The sequence below is a fragment of the Streptomyces sp. NPDC052299 genome (assembly GCF_040679335.1).
In the GTDB taxonomy this organism is placed as follows: Bacteria; Actinomycetota; Actinomycetes; order Streptomycetales; family Streptomycetaceae; genus Streptomyces.
Window position 1 is genome coordinate 34,606 of sequence record NZ_JBFAUP010000031.1, and the last position, 10,869, is coordinate 45,474.

The 10,869-nt window shown below is 70.5% G+C and carries 10 protein-coding genes; 3 read left to right on the plus strand and 7 right to left on the minus strand.

Going from position 1 to position 10,869, the window contains the following annotated elements; genetic code table 11:
• Positions 1–232: 232 nt before the first annotated feature.
• Positions 233–1,999 (minus strand): proteasome ATPase, encoded by a 1,767-nt coding sequence (gene arc, locus AB0L33_RS33255; RefSeq protein WP_365687317.1) that lies wholly within the window; start codon positions 1,997–1,999, stop codon positions 233–235.
• Positions 2,000–2,240: 241 nt separating this feature from the next.
• Between arc and AB0L33_RS33260 the strand changes: the two genes are divergently transcribed.
• Complete coding sequence (locus AB0L33_RS33260) at positions 2,241–2,552, plus strand: ferredoxin (RefSeq protein ID WP_365687318.1); 312 nt, start codon at positions 2,241–2,243, stop codon at positions 2,550–2,552.
• Between the two features lie 3 nt (positions 2,553–2,555).
• Here AB0L33_RS33260 and AB0L33_RS33265 read toward each other — a convergent pair whose 3' ends face one another.
• The 3 genes from AB0L33_RS33265 to AB0L33_RS33275 form a co-directional block, all read right to left on the minus strand.
• Positions 2,556–3,146, minus strand: coding sequence for a hypothetical protein (locus AB0L33_RS33265; protein ID WP_365687319.1), 591 nt, complete (start codon positions 3,144–3,146; stop codon positions 2,556–2,558).
• Positions 3,147–3,345: 199 nt separating this feature from the next.
• The gene (locus AB0L33_RS33270) at positions 3,346–4,251 is read right to left on the minus strand and encodes a tRNA (adenine-N1)-methyltransferase (RefSeq protein ID WP_365687320.1); all 906 of its coding nucleotides are present in this window, start codon (positions 4,249–4,251) and stop codon (positions 3,346–3,348) included.
• Positions 4,252–4,322: 71 nt separating this feature from the next.
• Complete coding sequence (locus tag AB0L33_RS33275) at positions 4,323–5,573, minus strand: site-2 protease family protein (protein WP_365687321.1); 1,251 nt, start codon at positions 5,571–5,573, stop codon at positions 4,323–4,325.
• Positions 5,574–5,756: 183 nt separating this feature from the next.
• On the opposite strand from AB0L33_RS33275, the gene AB0L33_RS33280 reads away from it, so the two are divergent.
• Together AB0L33_RS33280 and AB0L33_RS33285 are read left to right on the plus strand one after the other, a co-directional pair.
• On the plus strand, positions 5,757–6,602 hold the full coding sequence (locus AB0L33_RS33280) for a PD-(D/E)XK nuclease family protein (RefSeq protein WP_365687327.1): 846 nt from the start codon (positions 5,757–5,759) through the stop codon (positions 6,600–6,602).
• Between the two features lie 9 nt (positions 6,603–6,611).
• The gene (locus AB0L33_RS33285) at positions 6,612–7,283 is read left to right on the plus strand and encodes a response regulator transcription factor (protein WP_018103734.1); all 672 of its coding nucleotides are present in this window, start codon (positions 6,612–6,614) and stop codon (positions 7,281–7,283) included.
• Between the two features lie 19 nt (positions 7,284–7,302).
• On the opposite strand, the gene AB0L33_RS33290 is transcribed toward AB0L33_RS33285, so the two are convergent.
• From AB0L33_RS33290 to AB0L33_RS33300, 3 genes are all read right to left on the minus strand, one after another.
• Positions 7,303–8,907, minus strand: coding sequence for an ABC transporter substrate-binding protein (locus AB0L33_RS33290; RefSeq protein ID WP_365687322.1), 1,605 nt, complete (start codon positions 8,905–8,907; stop codon positions 7,303–7,305).
• Between the two features lie 157 nt (positions 8,908–9,064).
• The gene (locus AB0L33_RS33295) at positions 9,065–9,757 is read right to left on the minus strand and encodes an HAD family phosphatase (RefSeq protein ID WP_365687323.1); all 693 of its coding nucleotides are present in this window, start codon (positions 9,755–9,757) and stop codon (positions 9,065–9,067) included.
• Between the two features lie 119 nt (positions 9,758–9,876).
• Positions 9,877–10,869, minus strand: a 993-nt coding sequence (locus tag AB0L33_RS33300; RefSeq protein WP_365687324.1) for a vitamin B12 dependent-methionine synthase activation domain-containing protein, incomplete at its 5' end; no start/stop codon positions are given.

Sequence of the window (10,869 nt, forward strand, 5' to 3'; positions counted from 1 at the left end):
TCCTTGCCCGGCGGCGCTCCCTTCCGGGGGCGGCGCTCAAGTACCGCTGCTGGTCGGTGCGTGCGCGGTCGGCCCGTCCCGCGCTGCGTGACGGGCGGTACGCCCGAGCCTAGAACGCCCGCGTGCCGGTGGGGAGATCAATTACGTCGTCATTGCCGCGGTGTCGCCGCGACTGGCCGGAAAGCAACCGGCTGCGGATGCCCGGCGGGGCATCCGCAGCCGGTACGGCCTTTTACAGGTACTGACCGGTGTTGGCCACCGTGTCGATGGAGCGGCCGGTGTCCGCGCCCTGCTTTCCGGTGACGAGCGTGCGGATGAAGACGATCCGCTCGCCCTTCTTGCCGGAGATACGGGCCCAGTCGTCCGGGTTGGTGGTGTTCGGCAGGTCCTCGTTCTCCTTGAACTCGTCCACGCATGCCTGGAGGAGGTGGGAGACGCGAAGGCCCTTCTGGCCGTGGTCGAGGAAGGCCTTGATGGCCATCTTCTTGGCCCGGTCCACGATGTTCTGGATCATCGCGCCGGAGTTGAAGTCCTTGAAGTACAGGACTTCCTTGTCGCCGTTGGCGTACGTCACCTCGAGGAAGCGGTTCTCCTCGGACTCGGTGTACATCCGCTCGACGACCGACTGGATCATGGCGTGCGCCGCGGCTTCCTTGGAGCCGGTGTGCTCGGCCAGGTCGTCCGCGTGCAGCGGCAGCGAAGGCGTGAGGTACTTCGCGAAGATGTCCTTCGCGGCCTCCGCGTCGGGGCGCTCGATCTTGATCTTGACGTCGAGCCGGCCCGGGCGCAGGATCGCCGGGTCGATCATGTCCTCGCGGTTGGAGGCGCCGATGACGATGACGTTCTCCAGGCCCTCCACGCCGTCGATCTCGGCGAGCAGCTGCGGGACGATGGTGTTCTCCACGTCCGAGCTGACGCCCGATCCACGGGTGCGGAAGAGCGACTCCATCTCGTCGAAGAAGACGATGACGGGGGTGCCCTCGCTCGCCTTCTCGCGGGCACGCTGGAAGACGAGGCGGATGTGGCGCTCGGTCTCACCGACGTACTTGTTGAGGAGTTCGGGGCCCTTGATGTTGAGGAAGTAGCTCTTGCCGGCGGGCTGTCCGGTGACTTCGGCGACCTTCTTCGCCAGCGAGTTGGCGACGGCCTTGGCGATGAGCGTCTTGCCGCAGCCGGGCGGGCCGTAGAGCAGGATGCCCTTCGGCGGGCGGAGCTCGTGCTCCTTGAAGAGGTCGGGGTGGAGATAGGGGAGCTCGACCGCGTCGCGGATCAGCTCGATCTGGTCGCCCAGACCGCCGATCTTGTCGTAGTCGATGTCCGGCACTTCTTCGAGGACGAGTTCTTCGACCTCGCTCTTGGGCACGACCTCGTAGACGTACCCGGACCGGGGTTCGAGCAGCAGGGCGTCGCCGGGGCGGATGGTGATGTCCAGCAGCGGCTCGGCGAGCCTCACCACCCTTTCCTCGTCGGTGTGCCCGATGACCAGGGCGCGCTCGCCGTCCTCAAGGATCTCCTTGAGGGTGACGATGTCCCCGGCACGCTCGAATTCCATGGCGTCGACCACGTTGAGCGCTTCGTTGAGCATGACCTCCTGGCCGCGCCTGAGGTCTTCGAGTTCGACGCTGGGGCTGACGTTCACCCGGAGCTTGCGGCCCCCGGTGAAGATGTCGCACGTGCCGTCCTCGTTCGCCTGCAGGAACACCCCGAAGCCGGCCGGCGGCTGCGCGAGCCGGTCGACCTCCTCCTTGAGGGCCACGATCTGGTCGCGGGCCTCGCGGAGTGTGCTGGCGAGCCGCTCGTTCTGGGCGGACACGCCTGCGAGGTTGGTCTGCAATTCGACGATCCGCTCTTCGAGAATCCTCGTATGACGCGGAGAGTCGGCGAGCTTACGTCGCAGGACGGCGATTTCCTGCTCGAGATAGGCGACCTGGCCGGCTGGGTCTTCGGACCCCCGCCCGGGCCGGATGCCGCGGTTGATGTCGTCGTCGTGGGCTGCCACGGTCCTCACCTCCTCCAAGGGGAGCTGGACGCTTCCTGACCCTACCTGCGTGGGTGGTGATTGAAACCCCTAGATCACAAAGACTGTGAGGTGTGTCCGATCTTCACCCTTGCGCTCTCCCCGTCCCAGGGGGATACCCGCCGTTCACCATCCGAAAGCGGCCGGTTGTATCGTCAAAGCGTTCAACACCCGTCAGGGCTGGCTCTTTCCCGGTCCGGCTACGCAGGAAACGGCAGGCGACATGACCGTGCGGCAGGACTCCCCCACCGGTGGCGAGGCGCAGGACCTGGAGGTGTGGATCGACCAGGACCTGTGCACGGGGGACGGGATCTGCGTGCAGTACGCGCCCGAGGTGTTCGAGCTGGACATCGACGGTCTGGCGTACGTGAAGAGCGAGGACGACGAACTGCTGCAGGACAAGGGCGCGACCACACCGGTGCCGCTGCCGCTGCTCCAGGACGTCGTGGACTCGGCCAAGGAGTGCCCTGGCGACTGCATTCACGTGCGTCGCGTTTCGGACAGGGTCGAGGTCTACGGGCCCGAGGCGGCCTGACCCTCAGGCTCCGGAGCGGGAGGTGCCGGCCGCTTCGCTGTCACGGAGAAACGCCCCGTTCTTCCACTGCCACGTGACCTTCTCCTGCTCGTCGGGGCAGCACGACGGCACCGACGACGAGGAGTAGCCGAGGAGCGTGGCGGAGATGACGCCGTCGCGGACCGTGAAGTCGCCGATGGTCAGCTGCTGGGCGGGGTCCACCAGGGTCGCGACGATCCGGGGTGCGGCGCCGCCCGCCTGTGTGAGGACGTAGACCCCGCTGGGCGGGGTGCCCGATCCGGCCGCGCAGTGGACCACCGCGACGGTCTCCGGCCTGCCGTCGCCGTCGAGGTCGCCGGGGGCCTGCTTGGCGACGGTGTTGCCGACGTTGCCGCACTCCAGGGGGAAGTCCGCCTTGGCCGGGTCGGGGGCGACGGCCGCTTCCTCGTGCTGCTGCTGGGCCGTCGTGCGGTGCCGGGTGGAGGCCGAGGCGCTGCTGTCGGGCTGGAGCAGGCCGGCCGCGGCGACGACGGCGGCCATGGCCGCCGCGGTGGCGAGCCAGTGCATGGGCCTGGTGTCGGTGTGCGCGAGGTCCGGGAGTGCGGAGGTCTGCACGCGGGCTGTCTCCTGTGGTTCCTGTGGTGCGACCGTCGGCGTCGGCGGTACGGGGGTGGCCAGCATCGTGCCACACCTCACACCGCAGCGGAACGGTGGGGTGGGCAACGATGACGCGCCGCATACGGAGAGGGCGCCGCCGCCGGGTTCCCGGGTCGGTCCGGGAACTCGGCGGCGACGCCGGTGCGTTGCCGCGGGGTCAGTCGCGGGAGGAACCGCTCCGGCCGCCCGGGCCGTCGTAGTCCTCGCCGTAGGCGCCCTTGGAGGGGCGGCGGCGACGGGCCGGGGCCTCGACGCCGTCGGCGAGCCGGCGGGCGGTGACGAGGAAGCCGGTGTGCCCGATCATGCGGTGGTCCGGGCGCACGGCCAGACCCTCCACGTGCCAGTTGCGGATCATCGACTCCCAGGGCTGCGGCTCGGCGAAGCAGCCGATCTCGCGGATGGACTCGACCGTCCGGGAGAGCTGGGTGGTGGTGGCGACGTACGCGCAGAGGATGCCGCCGGGGACGAGCGCCTTGGAGACGACGTCCAGGCACTCCCAGGGGGCCAGCATGTCCAGCACGACGCGGTCCACGTCGGTGTCCGTGAGGTTGTCCTGGAGGTCGCCGACCGTGAGCTGCCAGGCGGGGTGCGGGCTGCCGAAGTAGCGCTCGACGTTCTGCTGGGCGATCTCGGCGAAGTCCTCGCGGCGCTCGTACGAGTGCAGCATGCCCTGTTCGCCGATGGCGCGGAGCAGGAAGGTGGAGAGCGCGCCCGAGCCGACGCCCGCCTCCACGACGCGTGCGCCGGGGAAGATGTCGCCGAAGGCGAGGATCTGGCCCGCGTCCTTCGGGTAGACCACGGCGGCGCCGCGGGGCATGGACAGGACGTAGTCGGGGAGCAGGGGGCGCAGCGCGAGGTAGGCGACGTTTCCCGTGGTACGGACCACACTGCCCTCGGGGGCACCGATCAGCTCGTCGTGCGGGAAAGAACCCTTGTGGGTGTGGAAGTTCTTTCCGGCTTCGAGCGTGAAGGTGTGGTGGCGTCCCTTGGGATCGGTGAGCTGGACCTGGTCCCCGACCTTGAAGGGCCCGCGTCGGCGGGCGGCACCGGTCGGTTCAGACATGTGACCAGCGTACCGGTGTTTCGGGGGCCGCCGACCGCCGCCCGTACGCATGTGCGGGATGCGGGCGGGGGTCAGGCAGCGGGGCGGGCCATGGCGGCGACGAAGGCGCGCTCGACGTCGGCGGTGGAGAGGACGCCGTAGATCTCGCCGGTCTCCTCCACCACGAGGTATTCGGTGGCCGGGGTGGCCTTGAGGCGGTCCAGGAGGGCTTCGCCGGCGAGTTCGGCGGGAACCCTCATGCCGTCGGTGAGGTCCTGGGCGAGTCCGCTGACGGCGACCCAGGGGCGGCGGTGCTCGGGGACGGCGACGATGGCCGTCTCCCGGACGAGGGCCTTGGGCTCCCCGGTGGCGTCCACGACGACGAGGGCGCGGGCACCGGCCTCGTTGGCCCGGCGCAGCGCCTCGGAGAGCGGGGTCGCGGGCTCGACGGGGACGGCTCGGCGGGTGAGGCTGCGGGCGCGCAGTCCCGGCAGGTGCTCGCGGAGGCGGGCCATGCGCAGGCTGTTTCCGGCGCCGGTCCAGATGATGGCGGCGAGGATCGCGGCGAGCAGGGCGTCGGTGAGGGTGTCCATGCCGCTGATCTCGCCCGCGTCGTTGCCCAGGGAGCCGCTGCGGGTGAGGAGGGGCAGGCCGACGAGGGTGCCGACTGCGAGGGCGCGGCCGACCCAGGCGGCGGCGACGGTGCCGCTCATCGGCTTGCCGGTGATCTTCCAGACGACGGCCCTGAGCATGCGGCCGCCGTCGAGCGGGAGGCCGGGCAGCAGGTTGAAGGCGGCGACGATGAGATTGGAGATCATCAGCCCGCCGAGCAGGACGGCGGGGACGGTGCCGCGTTCCACGAAGCGCAGGGGCACGTAGAAGAGCCCGCCCAGGACGAGGGAGAGCAGCGGCCCGACGAAGGCCAGGACGAATTCGCGGCCGGGGGTCTCGGACTCCTTCTCGATCTCCGAGACGCCGCCGAAGAACTGGAGCTGGATGCGCCGGACGGGGAGCTTGTAGCGCAGGGCGGCGATCGTGTGGGCGAGCTCGTGGACGAGGACGGAGGCGTAGAAGGCGATCGCGAAGAAGAGCGCGACGAGGTAGCGGGCGGCGCCGAGGTCGGGCAGCACCCGGTCGAGCTGGCCGCCGAAGACCCAGGTGATCAGGGCCGCCACCAGGAACCAGCTGGGGGCGACGTAGACGGGCACGCCGAAGGGGCGGCCCATGAGGATGCCGCCTCCGGGCTCGTCCCGGCGCGGGGGCGCGCCCTTGCCGGGGCCGTCGCCGGGGCCGGTGCCCGGCGGGCCGGGCTGCGGCCGCCGGCCGTCGCCGCTCTCGTCCACGAGGTCCCTTCGGTTCGGTGCCTTTCGGCACGATGATGCAGTGTTCGAGGGTCTGTGGTCGATGGTATGCCGGTTGGTGTCAGTGGCGGGTCGTAGGGTCTTCGCATGACCTCCGTTCCGCCGCCGTCCCAGCCGGTGCCGCAGCCGCCTTCCTCGCTCTCCCCTTCGCGGGCGAGCGATTTCATGCAGTGCCCCCTGCTGTACCGCTTCCGCGTCATCGACAAGCTGCCGCAGAAGCCCAGTGAGGCGGCTACCCGGGGGACGCTCGTCCATGCGGTGCTCGAGCGACTGTTCGACAACCCGGCGGCGGAGCGCACGCCCGGCAGGGCGACGGCGCTGATCCCGGGCCAGTGGGACCGGCTGCTGGAGTCGAAGCCGGAGCTGGGGGAGCTGTTCGCGGAGGATCCGGGGGGCGAGCGGCTGGCTCGGTGGCTGGGTCAGGCGGAGCAGTTGGTGGAGCGCTGGTTCTCGCTGGAGGACCCGACGCGGCTGGAGCCGGCGGAGCGCGAGCTGTTCGTGGAGACGGAGCTGGAGTCGGGGCTGCGGCTGCGCGGGGTGATCGACCGGATCGACGTGGCGCCGACGGGCGAGGTCCGGATCGTCGACTACAAGACGGGGAAGGCGCCGCGTCCGGAGTACGCGGAGGGGGCGCTCTTCCAGATGAAGTTCTACGCCCTGGTGATCTGGCGGCTGAAGGGGGTCGTGCCGCGCCGGCTCCAGCTGGTCTATCTGGGCAGCGGTGACGTGCTGACGTACGACCCGGTGGTGGCGGACCTGGAGCGGGTGGAGCGCAAGCTGCTGGCGCTGTGGGAGGCGATCTCGCTGGCGACGCGGACGGGCGAGTGGCGGCCGCGTCCGACGAAGCTGTGCGGCTGGTGCGACCACCAGGCGCTCTGTCCGGAATTCGGTGGGACTCCCCCGGTGTATCCGCTGACGGTCCGCCCGGCCGGTCCGGCGGAGGATGACCAGGGCAGAATGGAGCCGGTCCGGGCCGAGGCCGGCCGGCCTGTGGCCCTCGACGGGCATTGAGGAGATCTGGTGGCTATCCGCGTCCTTCTGGTCGATGACCAACCGCTGCTCCGCACGGGCTTCCGGATGATTCTGGAGGCCGAGGGCGATCTCGCGGTGGTGGGTGAGGCCGGTGACGGTCTCCAGGCTCTCGACCAGGTGCGCGCGCTCCAGCCCGACGTGGTGCTGATGGACATCCGGATGCCGCGGATGGACGGGGTCGAGGCGACCCGGCAGATCACCGGTCCTGGCCGGGACGGTCCGGCGAAGGTGCTGGTGCTGACCACGTTCGACCTGGACGAGTACGTGGTGGAGGCGCTGCGCGCCGGGGCGAGCGGCTTCCTGCTGAAGGACGCGCCGGCCGACGAGCTGGTCCAGGCGATCCGGGTGGTGGCGGGCGGTGAGGCGATGCTCGCCCCGAGCGTGACGCGCCGGCTGCTCGACAAGTACGCGGATCATCTGCCGTCGGGCGAGGAGCCCGTGCCGGACACGCTGCACACGCTGACCGACCGGGAGGTCGAGGTCCTGAAGCTGGTGGCGCGCGGCCTGTCGAACGCGGAGATCGCCGCCGACCTGTTCGTCAGCGAGACGACGGTGAAGACCCACGTGGGCCATGTGCTGACGAAGCTGGGCCTGCGCGACCGGGTCCAGGCCGCGGTCTACGCGTACGAGAGCGGCCTGGTGCGCCCCGGCGCGCAGTGACCCCGGGGCGCGGCGGGCGTTAGTCGGTGCCCCGTCCGAGTTCCCACAGGTGGAGGTCGGCGGCCGAGCCGACCGCCCATTCGACGCCGCTCAGGGCCTCGCGGGAGGCGACGTACTGCTTGCCCTGCCAGAGCGGGAGGACGGGCACGTCCCGGGCGACGATGTCCTGGAGCCGCTCGAAGGTGGGCGCGGCGGCGCCCCGGTCGGCCTGTCGGCGGGAGCGCGCGATGAGGTTCCGGGCCTCGGTGGACGTGTAGGGCGAGCCGAGGAAGTTGTCCGGGCCGAGGAAGGGCGCCGTGTAGTTGTCGGGGTCCGGGAAGTCGGGGAACCAGCCCATGCCGTAGGCGGCGTAGTCGCCGCGGAGTTCGGCGGGGCGGTAGCGGCTCCAGGGGGTGCCCTCGACGGTGACGTCGAAGAGCCCGGTGTCGTCGAGCTGCTTCTTCAGCGCCCGGAACTCGGTGGCGGTGTCCCGGCCGTAGTGGTCGTCGGTGTAGTGCAGCGTGAACCGCACCGGGGTGCGGACCTTCGCCTTCTTGAGGAGGGCGGCGGCCTTGGTGGCGCTGGGTTCGCCGTAGGTGCTGTAGAACGCGTTGTCGTGGCCGGTGATCCCGCTCGGGATGAGTGAGTACAGCGGTTCGACGGTGGCGCCGTAGACCTCGCTCGCGATCCTGCCCCGGTCGACGACCTGGGCGATGGCCTGACGGACGGCCTTGTTCCGGAGGACGGGTTCCTCGGTGTCGAAGCCGAGGTAGCTGATGGCGAGTCCGGGCATCTCGGTGAGCCGGACCCCGGTCTCGGGCTTGGCCGACATCCGCTGGGCCTGCTCGGTGGAGAGGGTGCGGGCCATCATGTCGATCTTCTCGCCGTCGAACGCCTTGCCCATGGCGGTGGCGTCGGGAAAGAGATCGAGTTCGACGGACCCGCTCCGCACCTCGTAGCTCCCCCGGTAATGGGGATTCCTGGTGAAGGAGACTTTCACGAGCCGCCCGGATTTCACTTCCGGTTTCATGGTGTACGGCCCAGAACCATCGACCTGGAATCCGTTGCGGACGGAATTCGCGGGGTACTGATCGCGCGGGACGATTCCGGCGGGTGGGGTGGCGAGCTTGTACGGGAAGGTGGCGTCGGGGGTCTTGAGGTGGAAGACGACCTCACGCGCGCCGGAGGTCTCGACGGTGTCGATGTTGTCGAGGAGGGCGGCGGGCCCGTTCGCGGACTTGATCCGCCGCACCCGGTCGAGGGAGTACTTGACGTCGTCGGCGGTGACCGAGGTGCCGTCGGCGAAGGTGAGCCCGGCGCGCAGCCGACAGCGGTAGCTCTCGCTCTCGCGGTCCGTGAAGCCGCAGCTCTCCGCCGCTTCGGGGACCGGGAGCCCGCCGCCGCGCGGGGTGGCCATGAGGGTCTGCACGGTCTGCCGCAGGACGTTCCAGACGCCCGCCTCGTAGCCGACGGCCGGGTCGAGCGGGGCGGGGGCCGCGGAGGACGCGACGATCCGGTCCGTGGTGCCGACGACGACGGCGCCGGTGCCGCTCCCGGTGGTGCCGCCGCCCGCCGTGCCGCAGCCGGCGAGCACGGGGGCCAGGACGGCCGCCACGGCCGGCAGCACCAGGGTCTTGCGTTTCATGGTTGGCCGTTCTCCCTCATCGGTTCAGGGAGAAATACATTAACGGGCGCGTTCCGGAATGCCGGACGCGGGGCGTGCGCAGAATTCTTTCGCACGGCCACCGCGAGAGCTTTTCCCTTTATCCACAGAAATACTCTCGGTGCCCGCCCCTGCGCATTCAGTTGATGAGGCTCCGGAGGAATGTGAGATTCACTTCTTCGAGGGATGCCACGACCACCCGGCCCTCGGCGGGTGCGATCGGGGCGACCGAGGGCACGGCGACCACCCGGCAGCCGGCGGCCTCGGCGGCGGCCACCCCGGTCGCGGTGTCCTCGATGACGGCGCACAGCCGGGGGTCGGCCCCGAAGCCGCGCGCGGCGGTGAGATAGGGCTCGGGGTGCGGCTTGGTGCGGGTGACCTCGTCACCGGCGACGGTGAGCGCGAAGTGGTGGTGGCCCACCGACTCCAGGACCCGGTCGATGATGCGGCGGTGCGAGGCGGAGACGAGGGCGGTGGGGATCTCGTGCCGGCGCAGTTCGGCGAGGAGCCGGGCCGCGCCGGGCATCAGCGGCACCCCGTTGCCGATGCGCTTCTCGAACCGGTCGTTTAGCAGTACGGCGGCCTCTTCGAGGGTGATGTCGGCGCCGGTCGCCTCGATGAGATAGCCGGTGCTGCGGGACATCGGCCCGCCGACGACCACGTCCCGCCACGCCTCGTCCAGCCGGTGGCCGAGGCCGGCGAAGACCTCGACCTCGACGTCCCACCAGAAGCCCTCGGTGTCGACCAGGGTGCCGTCCATGTCGAGAAAGACGGCCTGGAGGGCAGCGCCCTCCGCCGTGCGGGTCAGGGACGCGGGAACCGTACTGGTCATCCGGCACACCTTCCATGAGGGACGAGAAGGCCGGCCACCCGTCCCGGAGGATGGGCGACCGGCCTGCGCTGGACCGACCAGTGTACGACGTGATCCGCTACGACGCGTCGAACGGAGTCTTACCGCGCGTTGAAGTACTTCGCCTCCGGGTGGTGGATGACGATCGCGTCGGTCGACTGCTCGGGGTGGAGCTGGAACTCCTCGGAGAGGTGGACGCCGATCCGCTCCGGCTGCAGCAGGTCCGCGATCTTGGCGCGGTCCTCCAGGTCCGGACAGGCGCCGTAGCCGAGCGAGAAGCGCGCGCCCCGGTACTTCAGGGCGAACATGTCCTCGACGTCCGCCGGGTCCTCCCCCGCGAAGCCGAGCTCCGAGCGGACCCGGGCGTGCCAGTACTCGGCCAGGGCCTCGGCGAGCTGGACGGAGAGGCCGTGCAGCTCCAGGTAGTCGCGGTAGGCGTTGGCCTCGAAGAGCTTGGCGGTCTCGCCGCCGATCTTCGAGCCGACGGTGACGACCTGGAGGCCGACGACGTCCGTCTCGCCGGATTCCTCGGGCCGGAAGAAGTCCGCCAGGCAGAGGCGGCGGCCGCGGCGCTGGCGCGGGAAGGTGAAGCGGGTGCGCTCGGAGCCGTCCTCGTGGAGCAGGATCAGGTCGTCGCCCTTGGAGACGCAGGGGTAGTAGCCGTAGACGACGGCCGCTTCGAGCAGGTTGTCCGTCTGGAGCCGGTCGAGCAGGCCGCGCAGCCGCGGGCGTCCCTCGCTCTCGGCCAGCTCCTCGTACGTCGGTCCGTCACCGGCCCTGGCCTGCTTGAGGCCCCACTGCCCCTTGAACAGGGCGCCCTCGTCCAGCCAGGAGGCGTACTCCTTGAGCTGGATGCCCTTGACGACCCGGCTGCCCCAGAACGGCGGGGTGGGGACCGGGTTGGTGACGGAGACGTCGGAGCGGACGCCCTCCTCCGGCTCGTTCACCTCCAGGACGGCGGTGTCGCGCTTGGGGACGCGGCGCTGCTTCAGCTCGGGGAGCGTGGCGCCGGGGACGCCGCGCTTGACGGCGATCAGCGCGTCCATCAGGCGCAGGCCCTCGAAGGCGTCGCGCGCGTAGCGCACCTCGCCCTC

Excerpts from the sequence above, each read along its gene's own strand:
- AB0L33_RS33280 (WP_365687327.1), top strand. The coding sequence starts at position 5,757 with ATGCAGTGCCCCCTGCTGTACCGCTTCCGCGTCATCGACAAGCTGCCG.
- AB0L33_RS33270 (WP_365687320.1), bottom strand. The coding sequence starts at position 4,251 with ATGTCTGAACCGACCGGTGCCGCCCGCCGACGCGGGCCCTTCAAGGTC.
- AB0L33_RS33290 (WP_365687322.1), bottom strand. The coding sequence starts at position 8,907 with ATGAAACGCAAGACCCTGGTGCTGCCGGCCGTGGCGGCCGTCCTGGCC.
- AB0L33_RS33260 (WP_365687318.1), top strand. The coding sequence starts at position 2,241 with ATGACCGTGCGGCAGGACTCCCCCACCGGTGGCGAGGCGCAGGACCTG.
- AB0L33_RS33295 (WP_365687323.1), bottom strand. The coding sequence starts at position 9,757 with ATGACCAGTACGGTTCCCGCGTCCCTGACCCGCACGGCGGAGGGCGCT.